Below are 22177 nucleotides of genomic sequence, written 5' to 3'. Positions count from 1 at the left end.
TTTGTCCCCTCTTGCCCGGCCTTAGGCCAGACCGATGATCCAGGTGATAATGGTCAGCACAACTGCCGCGCCAAGGACGATCGGGTTGCCTTTGGCAGCACCCTCATTCGTCAGGCCGCGACCGGTATCCCAGATCAGGTGACGGATACCGTTGCAAGCGTGGTAATAAAACGCCGCCGTCCAACCGAACAGCAGCAGCAGACCAAACCACGAGGTGAAAAATGCGTGATAGCCGTTAAAGGCGTCACGACCAGCGCCGGCACCAATCAGCCAGGACGCCAAAAATACGAAACCAATGGCAAGGCCGACACCCATCGCGCGGAAGGAGATGGACATCTTTGCCGTCATCGGAAGCCGGTACACCTGCAAGTGCGGAGACAGCGGCCGATTGGCTTTGCTCATAGCGGAATTGCCTCTTCTCAAAGTAGCTGGCGGGAAAGCAGGGTTTATTTACCCATGCAGCGGGTTTGAGTCAATCTGAACCCCTTCTAAATCCAAAGAATTCAGGACAAAAACGCCTCAACTGCCTCCGTTTAACTACGTAGGTTGACCTCTCAGACGCCGTAAACACCCCCGCGGGAAGGGTTCAATGAACAACACAGGGTCATCCATTTGACGCGCATACGACGTAACGTGGATTTAGCAATTGCACAATTAGACCTTCTTACGCAAGGAAACTGCCCCTGGTTCAGGCCGAATTTATTGCAAACACATGTGGATGCGATAACGCCTGATCAAGATCAGAACGCCAGACCGCGTCAAATTACCCCCGACATCACAAAAGAACGGTTAAGGAAAGCCGACCACAGCCCCGGACCAACACAGGGTCGGAACTGGGGCCGGAACAGGGGCCCGCACAAGAATCACCGCGGCATCAGCACCGTGTAATCGAAATCAAGCAACACATCGGGATGATATTTGCCATCCTCGCTACGCAGCGGAAAATCACTGGCCTGACGGTTGCGCACCGCAACAAGACGCAGGCGCAACGCCCCCAGATCCCGCCTGCCCGGCAGCTCGAATTTTCCAAGCACCTCGGACCAGGCAAATACCGTATCCCCGGCAAAGGCCGGGTTGGCATGGGCCCCGGCATTGATCGCGGCAATCCGGAATGCGTTGCCAAGCCCGTTGAATGAAAGTGCGCGCGCCAGTGAAATGATATGTCCGCCATAAATCAGGCGTTTGCCAAACCGGCCTTCATTGGCCGCAACCTGATCGAAATGGACCTTGGCGGTGTTTTGATAGAGTCGCGTCGCAATCTGATGTTCGGATTCTTCAAGCGTCATGCCATCAACATGATCGATCTTCTCGCCGACATAATAGTCATCCCAGCGATGCGGCGATCCGGCCAGCTGCGTTTCATAGGATGTCATCGCAAGACCGACCGGGATCTGAAACGCCTCGGGTGCGACCATCCCGGGCAATTCGGGCAAAACGGTTGCAGGGGCCGGGGCATTTTCATCGCGCTTGCGCACCATGACCCACCGATTGTAATCCAGAACCATCTCGCCGCGCTGATTGCGTCCGACGGAATTGACATAAACCACACCGGTCTTGCCGTTTGAATTTTCCTTCAAGCCGATCACGGTTGAGACCGAACTGACCGTATCACCGGGATAAACCGGCACACCGAACACCCCGCCCGCATAGCCAAGATTGGCCACCGCATTAAGCGACACATCCGGTACGGTTTTGCCAAACACCATGTGAAAGGCCAAAAGATCATCGACCGGGGCCGACTGGAACCCGATAGAACGGGCAAATTCGTCCGATGACTGCACGGCAAAGCGCGGTCCGTAAAGCCCGGTATAAAGGGCGACATCACCACTGGTAATCGTACGCGGTGTGGCGTGGCGGATTTCCTGTCCGATCTGGAAATCCTCAAAATAATTACCCGGATTGGTCTTTGACATTTCTAGCCTCCCTGAATGGCAAAGTTCCTGCAATTACGGTCCGCAATGATCCCGGCCGGCCTTTTTCATGCCTGTTTTCGGGGATCGGACGCGGACCGTTTGGCCCGATTTCAGCCAGCATCCATTTCGGAAATCAGATCGGCCATTGCCACCAGCTTCTTGGCCGACACCACATGCAGGTTTTCAATCAGCTTGCCATCCACCACGACAACCCCCTTGCCCGCGGCTGCGGCTTCTTGGTGGGCGGCAATGATTTTCCGCGCCCAGTCAATTTCGCTTTGGGCCGGGGCAAAGGCCGCATTGGCCGCCGCAATGGTTTTGGGATGAATAAGCGTCTTGCCATCAAAGCCAAGCTCGCGCCCCTGCTTGCAGGATGCCGCAAACCCGTCATCATCGCCCAGATCAAGATGCACACCATCAAGGATCGCCAATCCATAGGCCCGCGCGGCCAACAGGCAAAGACCAAGACTTGTGATCATTGGCAAACGGTCCGGCGTGTGGGCACAGTTCAGATCCTTGGCCAGATCCGACGTCCCCATGACAAAACCGCCCAGTCGCGGGTGCGCAGCAGCTATTTCCTTGGCATTCAGCATCGCAAGCGGCGTTTCCATCATGCACCAGATGGTCATGCCGGCGTGCGCCCCCTCGGCCTCCATGATATTGGCGACCTGACGGACTGTATCGGCACTTTCGACCTTGGGCAGCAGGATCGCATCGGCAGACGTCTTTGACGCCGCAACAATATCGGCATAGCCCCACGGGGTATTCAGGCCATTGGTTCTGATCTGGATTTCACGTTTGCCATATCCGCCCTCGGCAAGGGCGGCGACGATCTGGTCGCGCGCGGTGTCCTTGGCATCGGGGGCAACCGCATCTTCAAGATCAAGAATAAGGCCATCGGCCGGAAGGCTCCTGCCTTTTTCCAGTGCACGGGCATTCGATCCCGGCATATAAAGCACAGAGCGGCGCGGACGTGGGGCAGCAGCCATCAGATTTCTCCCGTTTGATAATTTTTGTTCAATATTTGACGTTAATTTTTACGAAAATTACCCAAACTTGTTTTGCACTGCAAGTCACTTTTTGCACTGCATCATACCAAAATCACCGCACAGGATCAGAACAGCCTGCTGATGTTCAGCCCGCCATCCGACGGGGCACTTTCCTGTTCGATGGCAACGACCGCACTCCGCCCGGCGACCAGCTTCACACCTTCGGGCACGTGATCAAGGGCAACGCGAACCGGAACGCGCTGGGCCAACCGGACCCAGCTGAAGGTCGGTTTGACCTGTGCCAGACCGGCAGAACTGCCCGACCGTTCGCTATCCTGAATGCCGCTTGCGATGCTTGCGACATGGCCGTCAATCGGGCGATCTTCACCCATCAGGCTGACTTTGACGCGATCGCCAATCGCAATGCGCGGTAATTTGTTTTCTTCGAAATAGCCCGCGACATAGAACGAACTGCTGTCAACAAGGGCGGCAATCGCGGTTCCGGCACCAACATAATTGCCCGGACGCAGCGAAAAGTTGGTAACCACACCATCCACCGGCGCCACAACGCGGGTGCGCGAAAGATTTAATTCCGCCAGATCAAGATCGGCCTTGGCCAGATCAAGGGCGGCCTGTGCGGTTGCAAGGCTGGTTTTGACCTGTTCCTTTTTCTGAGCGGACACCACGGCACTATCAAGCCCGCCATAACGATTGACCTCGCGCGCGGCCTGATCACGGGCCGCCTTGGCACTTTCAAGTTTTGCGCGCGCCTGATCGACCGCTACCTGATAGCGCGCGCCATCAATGGTGAACAAAACGTCCCCTGCCTTGACCGGCTGGTTGTCGGTGACCTTTACCTCGGCTACGAGCCCGGCAATGTCGGGCGCAATCGACACCACATCGGCACTGATCCGACCATCACGGGTCCAGGGTTCGTTCATGTAATAATCATAAAGATGCACACCACCGGCAATGGCGGCGACAACAAGTAAAAGCGTAAATCCGATACGCAGGCTTTTGGTCAAAGCGGTTTTCATTTCATCACCTATTGAATGAACAGCGCCGAAAGTCCGGTCAGGATCAGCACATAAAGCGCAAGATCGGTCAGGGCGGGATGAACAGTTATTTTGTAAAAACCGATCCGCATCAGACCGATACGGGCAAGCGAAAGACATGCCCATGCTGCCAGTGCCAGTCCAAGCAATGCCGGAACAAACAGGCCATAGATATTAAGAGTTGGCGCAATCATGCGATTTCTCCGATTTCGGGGGACAAGGGCATCGGGCTGTTCGCATTCCCGGCGGCGCGATCAAGTTTCGGCGCATCGGTTTTCGAAAGTGTCCGGCGCAATGCCACAAGCGGGATCAGAAGTTTTTGCCGCTGCTCGTCATCCCGCATGACGGTAACCAGGCCAAGGATGTTATCGACCTCGGCCAGGATTTTGGGATCCGGGGCACGGTCAAAATCATCAAGGCGGGCTTCGAAATGCCGGGCAATATTGCGCAACAGAACATCGATACGCGCGCTGATATCGCGATCAACAAACAGCCTGATCCGGCGCAGGTCATACAAACTTGCCGCAATCGAAACTTCGGGCATCACCCGGATCAGGGTTTCACGATGGCGTGTCGCCATGGCAAGGCGTGGCAAAATCAATCCCTGACGATCCAGAAGCCGGCGGATCATCACCATACGGGCAATGTTCAACGTGCCCCGCGCGATCCCGGCAATATCACGCCAGTTGGCCTGCACAAGTCCGCGGATAAAGCTGTCGACGGGTACCACCCGGACAAAGGCCGTGACAATCGCTGCCACACCAAACCCCGCCAGTGACGCAATCCCCCCGCCCAGCAAGGCAGACACATTGCTGCTATAGGCCGTATCAACATTCAGGATCATCACCACATTGACCAGCATCGCCAGTCCAAACCCATAGGTTTGCGGCGTTGCCATCAACACACCAAGCAAGATGAAATAAGGCGCAAAGGCCATGACCAGCAACGCAAACCCGTCAATCCCGGGCAGGATTGCCAGACTGTAAATCAGCACCACCGCCACCGACAGCGCGGTATAGCGAATGAACCCCTTAAGGGCCGGCACCGGGTTATCCAGAAACGACATGATGCTCGCCCCGACGGCGGCCATCATCGCTGCTGTCGATCCGCTTGGCCAACCTGATGCGATCCAGAAACCGCACACGATGACTGTGGCAATCAATGCAGTCAGCCCGCTGCGAAAGGCGGCACCATAATCGCGATGCAGGGCCGATGCCCTGGCCCCTTCCTGCCAGCGATCAAGAACATCTGCCGGCACCTCGCCAGCACGGATACCGTCCCAAAGAGTGCGGCAATCATCATGGAAATCAAGAAAACGGTGCAGCCGGTTGGCCAGATTGATCTGAAGCAGCCCTGCCCAGTCGCGCTCCTGTGCAACCCGCGCGGCAAAGACATCAATATCATGGTGAAGTGCACCTAACCGCACCTGGTCATGGCTGGGGGCCTTGATGTGGGCCGTGATATTTTCAAGGATGGCTGTCACATCATCTGGCAGGGTGCCAAGTTCGCCCTTGATCGCAATCAGCCGGTCGTGAATGCCATACAAAACCGGAAGCAAAGCCGCGACCACGCTTTGCAGGGCATGCAACTGTCGGGTCCGCCCGGCAAAACCGGATTTTTCATATCCCAGATGCAAGGCAAGCCCGTGCAATTCCCCAAGATCAGCCGCAATGCGCGCGCGTTCATTATGCAGGCTGTCCGCATCGGTATCGGGATCAAAGCTTTGATCGGCCAGCTTGGCGATATCACCCATCCAGCCGTCAATACGTGCGGCAATCACCGGACCGATATGACGGGGAAAAACGATATGGCTGACCAGCGTCGCACAGATAATGCCAAGACTGATTTCCTGGCAACGTGCAATCGCGGTCGTGAAAACCGCGGTCGGATCGCCAACGCACGGAAACCCGACAATGGCGGCTGTATAGCCCGCCAACATGAAAAGATAACTGCGCGGCGTACGATCAAGGCGCGACAGGAACAAACATCCCCCCACCCAGATCGCCAGCACCAGCGACAGCAAAACCGGCGCACTGACAAGATTGGGCACAAAAATGACCGCAGCCACCCCGCCCAGAATGGTGCCAAGAACGCGATAAACCGCCTTTGATGCCAGAACACCCGATAACGGGTGGGCGACGATATATACCGTCGCCATTGCCCAGACCGGGCGGTCCAGATCAAACGCAAGCGCAATGAAAAGTGCGAGGATCGATGCGGCAAATGTTTTAACGGAAAACAGCCAGTCGGTCGCTTTGGGGCGCAATGAAAGGATTGTGCTTAACATGCCACATCCTCCTACTCGGCCTTGTCACGCTGCGCCAACTGGTCAAGCAGGGCGCGCATGACTTCAAGGGTAATGTTGAGTTTTTCGGATGGAATATCGGCCGTAATTTCCCCGCGCAATGCACCCAGCAACACTTCGATCTCGGATGCCTTGTCTTTGCCTGCATCGGTAAGCGCCACCATCTTGGCCCGGCGGTCCGTCGGGTCGCAGACCCGCGAAATCAATCCGTCCCGTTCAAGCTGATCGATGACCCGCACAAGTGACGGGCCTTCAACACCGATTTCGTCGGCAATCACGCCTTGCCGAACCGCACCGCGGCTGCGATGCAAAACAATCAGCGGCATCACCATGGTTTGTGAAAGACCATGCGCGGCAAGGGTACGATTGACTTCGCGCTGCCAGCAGCGGGCGACGCGCATCAGCGCACTGCCAAGGGTCAAATAAGGGGTTTCAAGGTCAATGTTTTCCATGACCCTGATGATATCAGAAAATTAGTTAGGATTCTAACTATTATCATTCTATCAGTTATGCGCCGAATGCATGATGAAATTTAGCAACCACTAATGGTGGTCAAACAGATACCCCGTCACCACATATAAGCGCAGAAACGATCCGGCATCGCCGTATGCCCGTATCATCAGAAAAAGCCGGTAAAAATACCGGGTGGGAGAATAGCCTGGCTCCATCACCGGAGCCAAAATGTTCGCATCACTACCCATCACGCGATCTGGAATAACAGCCGCGATCCTGACCTTTTTCATACTGTGCCTGTGCGCACAGATGGCAACGGCCAGACCCCTTAAATTCAGCCTGATTTCCAAGGATATCGAAGATGTCAATTTCATCACCGCCTGGCGCGGCTGCCATGATGCGGCCCTGCGCAACGGTGATGAATGCCTGCATATGGGCGACACACAGATCGGCTATTTCCGCGGACAGCGCGATGCCATTCACAAGGCCATCGACATGAATGTCGACGGTATTGCGATTTCGGTAACCAATTCATCTTTCATCGCCCAGGACGGCCTGCCAAAAGCACGCGCCAACAAAATCCCCGTCATCACGTTTGATTCCGATCTTGAAAATCCGGACCGCCATTTGCGCCGGACCTATATCGGGCCCAACAATTTTGAAATCGGCACCCGGCTTGCCGAATTGCTTAAATCTGTCCGTCCTGATGGTGCACGGATCTGCATCATCAGCGGCGGACGCTTTGACCCCAATCTCAATGAACGGATTGCCGGCATTCGCCATACCTTGCGCGGGACACTTCCGGTTCCCGATGACATGCCAGCCCCCCTTCATCCGCCAGCAGCCCTTAAGGGGGAAAATGGCTGGCGAGAAGATGAACGCTGCCCGCTTTTCAATCGCGGTGACGAGGAACTCGGCCTTGCACAATTGTCCCAGGCAATTCAGAACCCGACACTTGATTTCATTGTGCCGGTCGGTGACTGGCTTCTGGGCGATACCAAACGGCTGAGCAAAATCATCACCGCATCGGGCCCGCGCGCGCCCAAACTGTTCATGGCAACCGGCAGCCCGACCGACGAACAGGAAGAATTGACTGCCAATGGCACGATTGACGGCTATGTCGCCATTGACTTCTATCGGATCGGGGAACTGGTTTACCGCCAATTGCGCAATTATGCACTGGGGCAGAATGTCGTAATTGCCGAAGAACCCGCCCTTCAGGTCCGCCAAAGCAGCGCGCTTCTTGATCAAGAAAGCCAACCACCAATGTGACCATCCATTTGATCGGCACCGCAATGGCCTTCGCACATTTTGCACATATGGCTATTGCGGCTTGCCAAATATCCCGGTCATCAGCATCCCCGTGACATTGGGGACCTCGTTAAGGGCGCGGCCATTTGCCAGAAAGACCACCACCGTATCCTGATCAGGGAACCACGAAAATTCGGCGGAATAACCGAAATAGATCCCGTCATGCCCCCAGACCGGCCCCCAGTCACTTGACCCGATCATAAGCCCATAGCCATAAGACCCTTCACCGGCAAAGGCCGCATCAGAAGTCGCACGCTTGATCGCATTTGGACCCAGCAACACCCCGTCAACAAACAGGGCACGGGCAAACTTTACCATATCCTCGGCCGTTGAAATCACCCCGCCATCGGCCAGTTGATCGCCGACATCGAAATCCGTGACATCTTCAAGCTGCCCGTCCCCGTCCGCATCATCAAATCCATGGGCCAAAAGATCCGGTCGCGGATAGCGGCCAAAGGATGTATTGGCCATTTCGGCCGGCTCGAAAATGCGGCGGTTAAATACCTTTTCGATATGATCGCCCTCGACCGCTTCGATCATCACGCCGAGCAGGATGAAATTGCTGTTTGACGGAGCATAACTTTTCCCCGCTTCGAAATAGGCGTCCCGATCGGCAATCAGTGGCAGCAACTCGACATTTCGCCAGCCATGCTGCGGATCACGCCCGACAAGCTGGAAAAAGAATTCCCCGTCAAGATAGTCGGGAATGCCTGAACTGTTGCGCAAAAGGTCACGAATGGTCGCATTTCGGGCATTGGCAATCCGACCTTCGAATTCTTCGGGCAGATATTTGGCAATCGGATCAGACAGATTGATCCGTTTTTCCGATGCCAGTTGCAGGGTCACAACCGCCGTCATCATTTTGGTCAGCGACCCGATATAAAACTGCCGATCTGCCGTCATGCCGACATCGGGACCAACCGTTGCATATCCGCTGGCGGCATAGCGCACCTGTCCCGTGCCATATCCGATGCCGATCACCCCGCCCGGAAGCCCCGCATGTTCAAGATATTGATGCAAAAAGATCTCAAGCGGATCACCCGGATCCTTGCCATTCCCCTGGGCGCTGGCCGTTCCGATACCCGCGCCAACCGCCATCACAGCCATCAGCCCGACAACACAGATCCGCGTTGCCAGTCGCCCGATACCGCCTTGTGCCTTTGTGAAAAACAGCCCCATCTGCCGCCCGCATTCCTTTTCCGGTCCGATCCGACCTGACAAACACGCCATTTTACGATGCGCCCTGCTCAATCCGCTCAATCCAGGCTGCCAATGCCGCCATCAGGTCCGCGGTCGCAACCTCGACCGGATCATCCCCCATCGCGTCATCGGCTGATGATATGCCTGATTTGTCTTTGCCCACAGTAAGGATATGGGCATTCATTACCATTTCCCAACCACTTGATGTCCCTGTAACAACATCCTCGATCTCGCGCGCGACCCGGCCTGCCCATTGCGGTGCATTGCCAATATCAAGAACCAGCATCGCGGCAATCCGGTCATGGCCCGGATCATCGGCCCGCCGCCCCGGCCAATCGGGAACCTTAAGGTCACCCGTCCTGTCTGCGCTCATCACCCGATCCCCCTGATCCTGATCCTGCCCCTGATCCTGAACCTAGCGCAGCGGAAAGGCGGTGTTGATCCGCCCGTCACGCAGCAACCCGATCGCGATCATGAAAACCCCGTCGGGATCATCACCTACACAAAGCCCGGCAGATGACGCGGCCTCCATCGGCCGGTTCAGTCCGCATTGCCACCAACCAGGCGATCCCGCCGGACAGTCCGTACGATTTTCATAGGCATAAAGGATCGATGCCACGATCTGATCATCGTCACAGCTGTCGGGAAAGATGCTTGAAAACTTCACCGGATCACGCCCACCCGATCCGCCCGACTTGGTATGGGGATTGGCGAAAGTCACCATGCCGGCATACACCCCGTTCGCATTGGCGGGCTGGGTGATGTCGACCGATCTGACCGAACCCGGATTAACCCCGCCCGGCCGTGCATGAAACCCGGCGGCACGGCCATTGGATTTCACTTCGCCACAAAACACATGCGCCAGATTGATCGCAGGCTCGGTATCGCTCCAATGCGGTTTGGCCGGGCAAATCTGATCAGCCCGAGCAATCCCCGACAGCATCAGAACGCACGATACCGCCCCGATCTGCAAGATCTGCGAGATCATTGAGACCCGTACCATCATCCGAGACCCGAACATGCCCAACGGAACGCCTCCTGATCGGCAAGGTTAAAGCTGTGAAAATTCGAGCCCGATCCGCAGTGCCAGAACACTGGCCGGCTCAAACCGCATCGGCACACCACCCAGTTTTCCGCCATGCCATTGCGCCTTGGTCAGAACAAACGCCCCCAACGGCAAGGCATGACTGCCCCGGAAATTGACCAGTGCCCGGATTTCCTTGGGCTTGCGGATCGCCTCATCGCGCCACAGACAATGATAGGCAAATAACGGCGTGCCCGACCGGCGATCAAGGAACACAAACGGCACCTCGTAATGGCCCCAGCGCGCATAATACAGGCTTTCCATCCCGACACTCGATGTCAGAAACTGGGTCTGGATCGCGGTTTCGGCCAGTCGCGTGATCGTCGCACTATCAGATGCCCGCCCGCCAATCAGACCACTGCGCAATCCCGGATGGATCAGATGGACCTTGAACGCCACCGCACGCTGGAACGGCTTGGCATCCTGATCAACACGTTCCAGACGGCGCACAAGCCAGGCACTTTCAAGATATTCCAGATACCGGCGCAACGTGTTTTTGGCGATATCAAGTTCGCGCGCCAATGTCTCGATCGAGAATTCCGACCCGGTATTATAGGCCAGAAGCGCAAACAGACGATGCAGGTCCGACGGGCTTGAAATCCCGTGCAGCCCCGGCAGATCGGAATGAAGGGATCGGTGAATGGCCCCGGCTTCGCCATTGGCATCGTGGAAGCCGCCTTCATTGATGTAATCTTCAAACAGATCATTGAGCGCAACCAGCCCGTCCGGCACATCGGCGGTATAACGCCCGACATTTGGCGTTTCGGGCAAAACGTCACTTGGGGCAATGCCCTTTTGCTCCAGATATTCGGCAAAGCTGAAGGGCGGTAAAAACAGGCTTTGAATATGCCCGGCACTGTCGGCACCGGGTGCCAGTGCACTGACCGCCACCACGCGCAGCATCGGATCGGCAACGATCAACCGTGCAAGCCGGTCCTCCCAATCACGCTGATAGGAAACCTCGTCGATAAAAAGCCATAACGGATGATCAGCCGAAATACCGCGCATCGATCGCAGTAATTTTGGCAAACGCGGCAGATCAATCTCCAGAAACAGCGGATGTTCAAGCGAGATATAGCAAACATGGCGCCTTGGCGTATCGGCATTCAAAAGTTCGGCCACCGCCTGACGCAACATCACGGTTTTGCCAACCCCGCGCGGCCCGGTCAGAACCACGGCCTTTTGCCCGTCATGCTTTTCAATGGCCGACCAGAACCGCTTGAAAAAGGCGCGCTGGGGCAATCCCTGCACCACATCATCGGTGACCCCGTCCCACCACGGATTATCCAGCAGCAACCGGTGCAGGAAATCCTGTTCGCCGGGATGTTCAATCATGGTCGCCATGCATAATTCCCCAAAAGCAGCATCCCATATATGGGCCTTTTCGCCGACTTTGCCGGTAAAACCTTTAAATTAGGTATAGTGATAAACGCTATTTGGGAATTTTTCCGCAAGGAACTGCGAATAAAAAGAAAAACCGGACCACACATGTGATCCGGTTTTATGTTTGACGGCGACCTCATTGCGTTAAAACGCGAGAGGGGATTGGGGAAAGCTGAAACCGCCGTCAATCTTCTGGACCGTCAGGCCAAAGACTTATGCCTTTGGTTCTTCGGGTTTATTGGCATCATCACCGTCCTTTTTGGCGGCGTGCGATGCGTCGTCTTTTTTCATTTTCTCAAGTTCGGATGCGACCTGATAATCGCCGGACGCCACAAAGCTTTCCATCGATCCGGTGCGGCGTTCCAGATCGTCAAACTGCTCGCGCAGTTCTTCCATCCAGCTTTCTTCGTAATCGACACCCACGGTCGGGTTGTCATGCGTGTCATCGGTTTTGCTCGCACGGGCCTGGGCTTTGGCCTGGGCACGGCGTGATGATCCGCGCAACTTGCCGCGCAATCCGTCAAACCATTCCGGATGATGCACATAGGCCCATGCAAGACCAAACAACATCACACCGACCGGGAAACTGAAAATCAGGATCAGAATGAAAGCAACCAGAACCCCTTTGCGCGGAATGCCAAAGGCCTGGGAAATTCCCCGCGTGGTCCGCCCGATCACCCCGTGGCATTTCTTGCCATCGTGACCGTGATTGGCAAACCGGCATCCGTGACGCGCGTTTTTCGTGTGACCGCGCCCAAATCCGTTTCCGGCAGCAGCTTGCTGGGCAGTCATATCCTGTTCCTCCATTCGGCAACCTCGGCATCTAACAGGCGTTCAAGTGTTTCGACACGGGATTCAAGCTTCGCTGCCCGCTTTTTGAGCCCCGCCACCATTTCCTGTTCACGGGCGGTTTGTTCGGGGTTCTGTGCGCGTTGCTCTGCCTTCATCCGTTTCCAGACGGTGATGTAATGAAACACCACCCAGACCGGGCCAACAACGGCAACGAATACAATCAAGGGTACGGCAATCGCCCACATATCTGACAGCTTCTTCCTTGTGCTGGCCTACGTGCCGAAACACACAAACCAATGATTATTTATCTTTCTTTACGCGCGCCTTAAGCTCTTTGAGATCATCTTCGATCCCGAGCTCGGCTTCAAGATCCTCGAACTGCTCTTCAAGGCTCTGCCCGCGACCAAGGTCCCAGGAGTCCGCATTGGCTTCAAGCTCGTCAATCCGGCGTTCCATCTGCTCATAACGCAGAAGCGCTTCGTCAATCTGACCGGAATGAAGCTTTTCTTTCATTTTGACACGCTTTTCAGCGGTCTGCATACGGATTTCCACCGCACGCTGCTTGCCTTTTGCTTCATTGAGCTTGTTCTGCAACTTGTTGAGATCCTCGTCAAATTTGCCAAGGGTTTCCTCGATCACTTCAAGCTCGCGCTCAAGCACAACGCTCTGATCGGCCAGACGGCGGCGCGCCATCAGCGCCCCCTTGGCCAGATCATCACGGCCCTTGGAAACGGCAAACTCGGCTTTGGTTTCCCATTCAAGCTGACCGTCATGCAGCTTTTTAAGCTTGCGCTCGACTTCCTTCTTGTCGGCAATCGCCTTGACGGCAGCGGACCGGACTTCAACCAGCGTATCTTCCATTTCCTGGATCATCAGGCGCACCATTTTTTCCGGATCTTCGGCACGATCCAGAAGCGCGTTGATGTTGGCATTTACGATATCGGACAAACGCGAAAACACGCCCATTGTCTGATCTCCTTACTTCATCGGGGGACGGTAAAACTTCTGCATTCTCTATTTCAAATGCCGTGCCAGTTTTGGAAGTTAATAAAATCAATGACTTACAAATTCCCCAGCTCAGGGCATTACATTTATCGCGACATTATTGTCGTTTTCCGATAACGTTTTTCGCGAAATGGACAGCTTGCAACCGATATTGGGCGAAGACCCCGTATTTCTGGCCGCCCTCGAACATGTTTCACGTCTGGCGCCGATTGATCGGCCGTGCCTTGTCATTGGTGAACGCGGATCAGGCAAGGAACTGATTGCCGCCCGCCTGCATTACCTTTCACGCCGCTGGGGTGGCCCGCTGGTCAAGGTCAATTGTGCCGCCCTTTCCGAAACGCTGCTTGATACCGAACTGTTCGGCCACGAAGCCGGCGCCTTTACCGGGGCGACCAAACGCCATATCGGACGGTTCGAGCGTGCCCATGGCGGCACCATCATCCTTGATGAAATCGCCACCGCCAGCCCCGTGGTTCAGGAAAAACTTCTGCGGGTTGTCGAATATGGTGAAATCGAACGCGTAGGCGGGTCGGACACCATTGATGTTGATACCCGCGTCATTGGTGTGACAAATGAAAATCTGCGCGAACTGGCCAAAACCGGGAAGTTCCGCGCCGATCTTCTGGATCGCCTGGCTTTTGACGTCATCGCCGTTCCGCCACTCCGCCAAAGGTCTGATGATATCCTTTTGCTGGCCGAACAGTTCGCGCTTGATATGACCAAGCGCCTTGGCCGCACGGTTTTTGCGGGCTTTTCCACCCATGCCACCCATCAGCTTTTGCATCATGACTGGCCGGGCAATATCCGCGAATTGCGCAATGCGGTTGAACGCAGCATCTATCTTGCCGATGATGAAGACGCCCCGCTTGCCACCATCAAACTCGATCCGTTTGAGAACATCTGGTCTGAAACCGAAAGCAGTACAACCAGCCAACCCAACCCGATTGAAACCCCCGCCCCCGACAGCAGCCCGGACGGCACCATCGACTTCAAATCACAGGTCGCAAATTTCGAAATAAAACTGCTGCAACAGGCCCTTCGCCAAAACGCCAACAACCAGACCGAAGCCGCAAAGCTGCTCAATCTGAATTACCATCAGTTCCGCAGGCTTCTGGAAAAACACGGGCTTTCCCCTCGCGGCTAAGCACCACAATCTGTGCAATTCCACCGCTATCGGAGAATTTCGGATTTTTATTGCACAGCAAAACACTTATAGGTTTAATTACATCAAATAATTCAACTAATTATATGAGATTTGTTTGATGTTGCCGTTTTTGCAGTTGCCGAAAACACACAAACCCGGTCGGAAAGCTGCTCGGATTCCTGTTTTCGCGACACTTGGCGTTTTCGCACTAACCACAACAGCAACTGCCGAAGAATGGCTGCCTACCCCCTACCTCCGCGCCGATCTGGGCTATTCAAGCACGATTGATGATGATGCTGATTCGACTGATTCGATCCGTGATACATGGGACACCGACCCACATACAGGCACGCGATATCAAGCTGGCGCCGGATTGAAGCTCAACAATTACCTTAGAACCGATCTGACGATTTCATATCGCGATAACATGGCAAATATGGATTCTTTCACCTTCAACAACAACACCGGTTCAACGCGTCAGGCTACCGGAGGTCGCCACAACACGTCTAATGTCACAACCATGTTGACTGGATATATCGATCCGCTTGCAGCTTATGGCATCAATACCGGGGCCTTTTCGCCCTACATCCAGGCTGGCATTGGCTGGGCCCACAACAGCACGAAATCGACGGGTATTGGAGGCACCACCAATACAATTGATGGGGCGCAACATGATGATGTCGCCTGGCAGGCAGGCGCTGGCCTGAATTACGCGCTAACCGATCACTGGAAGATCGATTTTTCCTATCGCTATATCAATATGGGCGAAGCGCGCGCCAGCAAACATTTTACATCAGGCTCCGTCCCAAACGGCAGACTAACGCAGGAACTACGCTATGATCTGCATGCGCACGAAGTCATGCTGGGCCTGCAATATCAGTTCTGATCACGCCAAACGACGACATCCTGATATCACCTGATCTATGCAGACACCCCGGACCACGATATTCTCGCGGTTCGGGGTGTTTTGTTTTGGTATTTGAAAAGCAGATCACCTCGGGCCACCTGCCGCCCCAAGGAGCCCCCATGCCTTCAGATCATCTTTCACCCCAAATCCCGCTCCGTGCCGTTTTCATGCGCGGCGGCACAAGCCGGGCACTGTTTTTCCGGTCCGAAGACCTGCCGGAAGCCGGATCGAGGCGCGATTCCATGATCCTGGCGGCCATGGGCAGCCCCGATCCCAACAAGCGCCAGCTTGATGGCATGGGGGCCGGAACATCGTCGACGTCAAAAATCGCCATCATCGCCAAATCATCGCGCGAAGATGCCGATATTGATTACACATTCGGACAGGTTTCCGTCGATGCTTCGGTGATCAGCTACAAGGGCAATTGCGGCAATATCTCCTCGGCTGTCGGCCCCTATGCGGTCGAGGAAGGTCTGGTCAAAACCACGGGTGATCAGGCCATTGTGCGCATCCACAACACCAATACCGGCAAGATTATCGTCGCAACCTTTGCGCTTCAGGATGGCTTGCCGATGGTCGATGGCGATTTCGCCCTTGATGGGGTCGGCGGCACCCATGCGCCGATCGCGCTTTCCTTCCTTGAGCCGGGCGGTTCCAGCACCGGCAAAACCCTTCCGACCGGCAAGGCATCAGAGCTTCTGGAAACCGACGGATTTGGCGCGATTGAAGTATCCCTGATCGATGTCAGCAACCCGATTGCCTGCGTGCGCGCATCCGATCTGGGTCTGACAGGTCGCGAAAGCCCGGCCGGGATTACCGAAACGCCGGACCTGCTCGATAAAATCGAAACCATCCGAATTGCCGCTGCCGTCCGCATGGGGATTTGTAGCTGTGAAGAAGCCCAGACCAGCGTGCGGAACCTGCCACAAATTGCCATCGTCTCAGCCCCGACCGGTCAGGACAGCCCAGATGTCAATCACGGCACCAATATCGTTTTGCGGATGATTTCAACCGGACAGGCCCACGCATCAAGCCCGATCACCGGCGGCATGTGCCTGGCAGCTGCGATGCGCCTGGCCGGCTCGATTGCGCATGAAGTCGCCTGCCCCAACACCAATCCCGATCAACCACTGACCATTGCCCATCCATCGGGCACACTGGTGCTTGATGCCGATATCACCGGCACCACGGCCGATGACTTTACGGTCAATTCCGTCACCGTCTTCCGATCCGCCCGACGCCTGATGCAGGGCGAGGTGATGGTGCCGCGCCACCGGATAACCGGTGACGCCTGATCGCCCCTAGTCGGCCAGCGACCGCGCAATCACCATGCGCTGGATATCGGATGTGCCTTCATAGATCTGGCAAACGCGGACATCGCGATAGATGCGCTCGACCGGGAAGTCTTTGAGGTAGCCATATCCGCCATGGATCTGGATCGCGGCTGAACAGACTTCCTCGGCAATTTCGGATGCAAACATCTTGGCCATGCAGGCCTCTGTCAGACAGGGGTTGTGATCATCGCGCAATTCGGCCGCACGATGAACCAGAAGCCTTGCGGCATCGATCTTGGTTGCCATATCGGCAAGGCGGAATGCCACGGCCTGATGTTCAATGATCTTTTTGCCGAATGTCTCGCGCTCATTGGCGTAGTCACGGGCCGCTTCAAATGCCGCACGCGCCATGCCGACCGACTGGGCGGCAATGCCGATGCGCCCGCCTTCCAGATTGGCCAGTGCGATTTTATAGCCCTGCCCTTCCTCGCCCAGCATATTTTCATCGGGCACCCGGCATTCGACAAAGGTGATCTGGCAGGTATCGGATGCATTCTGACCCAGCTTTTCCTCAACCCGCGACACGACATAGCCCGGTGTATCGGTCGGCACGATAAAGGCTGAAATGCCGCGTTTACCGGCATTGGGGTCGGTCACCGCAAAGACGATGGCAATGTCACCTTCGGAGCCGGATGTAATAAATTGCTTTGCCCCGTTGATGATCCAGTGATCGCCATCGCGCACTGCCCGGGTTTTAAGCGCGCTGGCATCGGACCCGGCCTGTGGTTCTGTCAGGCAGAATGCACCGATCTTTTCGCCCTGCGCCATCGGGACCAGGAATTTCTGTTTCTGTTCTTCGGTGCCGAATTTCAGGATCGGCATGCAGCCGACCGAATTATGCACCGACATGATGGTCGATGTTGCACCATCGCCCGCAGCAATTTCTTCGAGCGCCAGCGCATAGGCGACATGGTCCATGCCCGCCCCACCATATTCGTCGGGCACCAGCATGCCAAGAAAGCCCAACTCGCCCAGACCGGCTATCGCCTCGGCCGGGAAAGTGTGATGGGTATCCCATTTTGCAGCATTGGGTTTGAGTTCATTTTCGGCGAACTCGCGCGCAGTATCGCGCACCATGATCTGATGTTCTTCCAACCGCATGGCGGTGCCCCTCCCGGTTGGGCGACGCACCGGCCATGCGATCAAAACAGGCTGTGACCCCGTGGGTCACCCGCAGATCAGACCGGGCTTATTCTTCGCCCTTGATAAACTTGTCCTGTTCGGCGTCGAAACGCCACAGGATGCCTTCTTTCATGCCGTACCACCAACCATGAAGGTTAAGATCGCCGGCTTCGACCCGTTCCTTGATGAATGGGAACGACATCAGGTTTTGCAACGAATTGCGAATTGAATGACGCGAAACCTTGTCGACATCAGGGCCATGATGCAGGCAGCATTTTGCGATGCTGACCCATTCACCGATAAAGTCGCGGTCCGGCACTTTGCCGGCCTCGCCATGTTCGACCAGTGCCGCCATGCCCCCACAGGCCGAGTGACCGAGAATGACGATATCCTTGACCTTAAGGTCGCGGACCGCAAATTCGATCGCCGAGGAGGTGCCGTGATAGTTTTCATCGGGCTCGTAGGGCGGAACAAGGTTTGCCACATTTCGGATAACAAACATTTCGCCCGGTTCGGCATTGGTCAGGATGGCCGGATCAACCCGGGAGTCCGAACATGCAATCAGAAGCACTTCGGGCTTCTGGCCCATATTCACCAGATCTTCAACGCGTTCAGGGCGCTGTTCGTAATACATCGCCTTGAAGCTTTTAAAGCCGGCAAGCATCCGATCCACAGTCGACTTTGTCATCGCGCGAATTCCTCTATTCCATCGTTATGTCTGGCGACAAAATAAGGTGAATTCGCGCAAGTTGGTAGCCCCCAATCTCAGACTTTTTAGAACCGGTTTAAACTAAATCACAACGCCGTTCAGATCAGCTCGATCGCAACCGCCGTTGCCTCACCCCCACCGATGCAAAGTGACGCCACGCCCTTTGACCCGCCGTGGGTTTTCAGCGCATGGATCAGGGTCACCAGCAAACGCGCACCGGTTGCGCCAATCGGATGGCCAAGTGCACAGGCACCGCCATGGACATTGACCTTGCCGTGATCAAGCTCAAGATCGCGCATCGCGGCCATGGCAACAACGGCAAAGGCCTCGTTGATTTCCCAAAGATCGACGTCATCCTTGCTCCAGCCGGCCTTGGCCAGAACCTTTTTGATCGAGTCAATCGGGGCGGTTGTGAACCAGCACGGCTCCTGGGCGTGGGTGGCCTGACCAACGATCTTGGCAAGCGGCGTCAGCCCGCGCTTTTTGGCCTCGGACGCACGCATCATCACAAGGGCAGCGGCCCCATCGGAAATCGATGCCGAATGCGCGGCGGTCACCGTGCCATCCTTGGCAAAGGCCGGACGCAGGGTGGGGATTTTTTCCGGTTTGGCTTTTGGCGGCTGTTCATCGGCATCAATGGTGACCTCGCCCTTGCGGGTACTGAAGGTTACCGGGGTGATTTCATCCTTGAAGTGACCGGCGCTGGCCGCATTCTGCGCACGGGTCAGGGACGTGATGGCATAGTCATCCTGTGCCTCGCGGCTAAAACCGTATTTTTCCGCCGTCGCCTCGGCAAAGGTGCCCATGGCCCGGCCCTTGTCATAGGCATCTTCAAGACCATCAAGTGCCATGTGATCATAGACAACGTCATGACCATATTTGTTGCCCGACCGCATTTTCGGCAGAAGGAACGGCGCATTGGTCATGCTTTCCATACCGCCGACCACCATGACATCGGCCCCGCCGGCAACCAGCGTATCATGGGCAAACATCACGGCCTTCATGCCTGATCCGCACATCTTGTTGATAGTGGTCGCCCCGGCCGAACGCGGGATACCGGCATTCCAGGCCGCCTGGCGTGCCGGGGCCTGTCCCTGCCCGGCGGGAAGGACATTGCCCATGATGACTTCGTCAATGTCATCTGGCGCAACACCACCGCGCTCAAGTGCTGCCTTGATGGCGACACCGCCAAGCTCGGCAGCGGTAACGGTGGCAAAATCGCCCTGCAAACCGCCCATGGCGGTACGGGCGCACGATACGATAACAACCGGATCGGAACTGGTCATGATGTGGGTCCTTGTGGTCTTTCTGGGGGATCAGTTAACGTGAAACCGCAATTATGCGGTTTCACCAAACAGTTCACGGCCAATCAGCATACGACGGATTTCGCTGGTACCTGCCCCGATTTCATAAAGCTTGGCATCGCGCAGCAACCGGCCGGTCGGATATTCATTGATATAGCCGTTGCCACCAAGGGTCTGAATGGCTTCAAGCGCCATCCAGGTGGCCTTTTCTGCGGCATACAGGATCACACCGGCCGCATCCTTGCGCGATGTTTCACCGCGATCGCAGGCCTTGGCGACCTCATAGACATAGGCACGACAGGCATTCATGGTCGTGTACATATCGGCGATTTTGCCCTGCATCAGCTGGAATTCGCCAATCGCCTTGCCGAACTGTTTGCGTTCATGGATATAGGGCACAACCACATCCATGCAGGCGCGCATGATCCCGGTGGGACCCGCCGCCAGAACCGCACGTTCGTAATCAAGGCCGCTCATCAACACGCGGACACCGCCATTGAGCTGACCGAGGACGTTTTCTTCGGGCACTTCGCAATCTTCAAACACCAGCTCACAGGTGTTCGAACCGCGCATGCCCAGTTTGTCGAGCTTTTGCGCCGTCGAGAACCCCTTGAAGGTTTTTTCGATGATAAAGGCGGTAATGCCCTTGGGTCCGGCATCGAGATCGGTTTTGGCATAGACCACCAGCGTGTCGGCATCCGGGCCGTTGGTGATCCACATCTTGTTACCATTCAGGATGAAACGATCGCCCTTTTTCTCGGCGCGAAGCTTCATCGATACCACGTCCGAACCAGCTCCCGGCTCGCTCATGGCAAGGGCGCCGATATGTTCGCCGCTGATCAGTTTGGGCAGGTATTTGGCCTTTTGTTCGGCATTGGCGTTGCGTTTGATCTGGTTGACGCACAGGTTGGAATGCGCCCCATACGAAAGCGCAACCGAGGCCGAAGCCCGACTGATTTCTTCCATCGCGATCACATGTTCGAGATAGCCAAGACCCGTACCGCCATCTTCTTCGGGAACCGTCATGCCCAAAAGGCCAAGATCCCCGAATTTGCGCCACAGATCGTTGGGGAACTGGTTGGTTTCATCAATTTCTGCCGCGCGCGGGGCGATTTCGGCCTCGGCAAAGGATGAAACAGTTTCGCGGATCGCGTCCGCGGTTTCGCCAAGATCAAATTTCAATCCGGGAAATTCGAAAAATGCCATGATGACGTTCCTGCCTGACTGGGTTTGATTATTAGGTAAATTTTATCAATCGATGGAATTATGCAGCGCTATCTAATAGTTCCGGCGGCAGCTTCATGACCTTGAGCGTCTGAAGCGAGGTCGCGCACAGAACCGGCTCGCTATTCCTCATACCAAAGATATCGATGCGGGTGACGATGATCGATCGCCCGCGCGAGACAACCTCGCCGACGGCACGCAAATGATCACCCTGCCCCGGGGCAACGATATTGAGCTTGTATTCAATCGTCAGCATCCCCTGATCAGCTTCAATCAGGCTCCATCCGGCAAAACCGCCGGCAATATCGGCAAGTCCTGCGATCAGACCGCCATGGAAATAGCCGTTATGCTGGATCAGATCAGCCCGCGACGGCACGATGACTTCAACCCGGCCCGGCGCAACATCGGCGACTTCAGCCCCGATCGACAGATTATAGGGCTGCTGTGCGAAGCGTTTGCGGACTTCAGCATCAAAATCGGGATTTTGCGGTTCGAACTGTGCCATATCGCGGTCCTAAGAAGTCACGGTCCTGAGAAGAAGGCAGATACCCGTTGCGGGCATCGCGGGAGAATGCGACTCCCTTGTAGTTGACGTTAACGTTAACGTCAAATCAAATCCGCATAGCTATACCACTTTATCTCAAAGCCCGCCCTTGCCAGCACTTCCGAGCCCTTATCAACCGGAAAACGGGCCGTTTCGCGACTTTCAAACTCCAACTCCCCCGATCACGCTGTCCCGGCGACAACAGGCATCCGGTTTGATGCGCAGGGCGTCGTATCGGCGTGGTGGGACAGGCGGTTCCCCGGGCATACAATTCTGGGACAAGCAACTGGTGGGTGAGCAATGGTTTGGGGAGTAATGGCTTGGGATGCAGGTGTGGGTGTGGGCGCGGGTTTGTGGCCATGGGTTTGTGCGCAACGGATTTTTCGCGATCCGCAAACT

23 protein-coding genes are annotated in these 22177 nt (G+C 55.8%); 4 read left to right on the top strand and 19 right to left on the bottom strand.

What is annotated here, in order from left to right; all coding sequences use genetic code 11:
- Positions 1-21 precede the first annotated feature (21 nt).
- The 7 genes from sdhC to WA429_RS01855 form a co-directional block, all read right to left on the bottom strand.
- Complete coding sequence (gene sdhC / locus WA429_RS01885; protein ID WP_101245254.1) at positions 22-402, bottom strand: succinate dehydrogenase, cytochrome b556 subunit; 381 nt, start codon at positions 400-402, stop codon at positions 22-24.
- A 461-nt stretch (positions 403-863) separates the two neighbouring features.
- Entirely contained in the window at positions 864-1913 is a 1050-nt protein-coding gene (locus WA429_RS01880; protein ID WP_287464419.1) for a MaoC family dehydratase, read from the bottom strand.
- 110 nt (positions 1914-2023) lie between these two features.
- Positions 2024-2902 (bottom strand): HpcH/HpaI aldolase/citrate lyase family protein, encoded by an 879-nt coding sequence (locus tag WA429_RS01875; RefSeq protein WP_287464420.1) that lies wholly within the window; start codon positions 2900-2902, stop codon positions 2024-2026.
- A 125-nt stretch (positions 2903-3027) separates the two neighbouring features.
- A complete protein-coding gene (locus tag WA429_RS01870) occupies positions 3028-3939 on the bottom strand; it encodes an HlyD family secretion protein (RefSeq protein ID WP_287464421.1) in 912 nt (303 codons plus the stop codon).
- An 8-nt stretch (positions 3940-3947) separates the two neighbouring features.
- Positions 3948-4151: a DUF1656 domain-containing protein gene (locus tag WA429_RS01865; RefSeq protein ID WP_101245250.1), complete on the bottom strand. Its 204-nt coding sequence runs from the start codon at positions 4149-4151 to the stop codon at positions 3948-3950.
- Positions 4148-6244: an FUSC family protein gene (locus WA429_RS01860; RefSeq protein WP_287464422.1), complete on the bottom strand. Its 2097-nt coding sequence runs from the start codon at positions 6242-6244 to the stop codon at positions 4148-4150. The genes WA429_RS01865 and WA429_RS01860 overlap by 4 nt, the downstream gene beginning before the upstream one ends.
- Positions 6245-6255: 11 nt before the next feature.
- Positions 6256-6714, bottom strand: a complete 459-nt coding sequence (locus WA429_RS01855; RefSeq protein WP_101245248.1) for a MarR family winged helix-turn-helix transcriptional regulator — start codon at positions 6712-6714, stop codon at positions 6256-6258.
- Positions 6715-6943: 229 nt separating this feature from the next.
- On the opposite strand from WA429_RS01855, the gene WA429_RS01850 reads away from it, so the two are divergent.
- A complete protein-coding gene (locus WA429_RS01850) occupies positions 6944-7987 on the top strand; it encodes a substrate-binding domain-containing protein (protein ID WP_287464423.1) in 1044 nt (347 codons plus the stop codon).
- Between the two features lie 51 nt (positions 7988-8038).
- Here the strand turns inward: WA429_RS01850 and WA429_RS01845 are convergent, their stop codons facing one another.
- The 7 genes from WA429_RS01845 to pspA form a co-directional block, all read right to left on the bottom strand.
- On the bottom strand, positions 8039-9205 hold the full coding sequence (locus WA429_RS01845; RefSeq protein ID WP_287464424.1) for a serine hydrolase domain-containing protein: 1167 nt from the start codon (positions 9203-9205) through the stop codon (positions 8039-8041).
- A 52-nt stretch (positions 9206-9257) separates the two neighbouring features.
- Positions 9258-9599, bottom strand: coding sequence for a hypothetical protein (locus WA429_RS01840; RefSeq protein ID WP_101245246.1), 342 nt, complete (start codon positions 9597-9599; stop codon positions 9258-9260).
- Between the two features lie 42 nt (positions 9600-9641).
- A complete protein-coding gene (locus WA429_RS01835; RefSeq protein WP_287464425.1) occupies positions 9642-10214 on the bottom strand; it encodes an EndoU domain-containing protein in 573 nt (190 codons plus the stop codon).
- A 63-nt stretch (positions 10215-10277) separates the two neighbouring features.
- Positions 10278-11654, bottom strand: a complete 1377-nt coding sequence (locus tag WA429_RS01830) for an ATP-binding protein (RefSeq protein ID WP_101245244.1) — start codon at positions 11652-11654, stop codon at positions 10278-10280.
- 252 nt (positions 11655-11906) lie between these two features.
- On the bottom strand, positions 11907-12485 hold the full coding sequence (locus WA429_RS01825) for a hypothetical protein (RefSeq protein WP_250281583.1): 579 nt from the start codon (positions 12483-12485) through the stop codon (positions 11907-11909).
- A complete protein-coding gene (pspB, locus tag WA429_RS01820; RefSeq protein WP_101245243.1) occupies positions 12482-12730 on the bottom strand; it encodes an envelope stress response membrane protein PspB in 249 nt (82 codons plus the stop codon). The genes WA429_RS01825 and pspB overlap by 4 nt, the downstream gene beginning before the upstream one ends.
- Before the next feature lie 55 nt (positions 12731-12785).
- A complete protein-coding gene (gene pspA, locus WA429_RS01815; protein WP_101245242.1) occupies positions 12786-13451 on the bottom strand; it encodes a phage shock protein PspA in 666 nt (221 codons plus the stop codon).
- Positions 13452-13620: 169 nt separating this feature from the next.
- Between pspA and pspF the strand changes: the two genes are divergently transcribed.
- From pspF to WA429_RS01800, 3 genes are all read left to right on the top strand, one after another.
- Positions 13621-14634, top strand: coding sequence for a phage shock protein operon transcriptional activator (pspF, locus tag WA429_RS01810; RefSeq protein ID WP_287464426.1), 1014 nt, complete (start codon positions 13621-13623; stop codon positions 14632-14634).
- A 118-nt stretch (positions 14635-14752) separates the two neighbouring features.
- Positions 14753-15520: an outer membrane protein gene (locus WA429_RS01805; RefSeq protein ID WP_287464427.1), complete on the top strand. Its 768-nt coding sequence runs from the start codon at positions 14753-14755 to the stop codon at positions 15518-15520.
- A 140-nt stretch (positions 15521-15660) separates the two neighbouring features.
- On the top strand, positions 15661-16836 hold the full coding sequence (locus WA429_RS01800; RefSeq protein ID WP_287464428.1) for a 2-methylaconitate cis-trans isomerase PrpF family protein: 1176 nt from the start codon (positions 15661-15663) through the stop codon (positions 16834-16836).
- A 6-nt stretch (positions 16837-16842) separates the two neighbouring features.
- On the opposite strand, the gene WA429_RS01795 is transcribed toward WA429_RS01800, so the two are convergent.
- From WA429_RS01795 to WA429_RS01775, 5 genes are all read right to left on the bottom strand, one after another.
- Complete coding sequence (locus tag WA429_RS01795; RefSeq protein WP_287464429.1) at positions 16843-17976, bottom strand: acyl-CoA dehydrogenase; 1134 nt, start codon at positions 17974-17976, stop codon at positions 16843-16845.
- Between the two features lie 88 nt (positions 17977-18064).
- Positions 18065-18685, bottom strand: coding sequence for a carbonic anhydrase (locus WA429_RS01790; RefSeq protein WP_101245236.1), 621 nt, complete (start codon positions 18683-18685; stop codon positions 18065-18067).
- 119 nt (positions 18686-18804) lie between these two features.
- Positions 18805-19992 (bottom strand): acetyl-CoA C-acyltransferase, encoded by a 1188-nt coding sequence (locus WA429_RS01785; protein ID WP_287464430.1) that lies wholly within the window; start codon positions 19990-19992, stop codon positions 18805-18807.
- 51 nt (positions 19993-20043) lie between these two features.
- Positions 20044-21216, bottom strand: coding sequence for an isovaleryl-CoA dehydrogenase (locus tag WA429_RS01780; protein WP_287464431.1), 1173 nt, complete (start codon positions 21214-21216; stop codon positions 20044-20046).
- Positions 21217-21274: 58 nt separating this feature from the next.
- Positions 21275-21739 carry a PaaI family thioesterase gene (locus WA429_RS01775; RefSeq protein ID WP_206926657.1) on the bottom strand — a complete coding sequence of 155 codons (465 nt, stop codon included), beginning with the start codon at positions 21737-21739 and terminating at the stop codon, positions 21275-21277.
- Positions 21740-22177 lie beyond the last annotated feature (438 nt).

This window comes from Thalassospira sp. CH_XMU1420-2 (assembly GCF_037029325.1).
GTDB lineage: Bacteria > Pseudomonadota > Alphaproteobacteria > Rhodospirillales > Thalassospiraceae > Thalassospira > Thalassospira povalilytica.
This window is presented reverse-complemented; position numbering and strand designations above follow the sequence as displayed.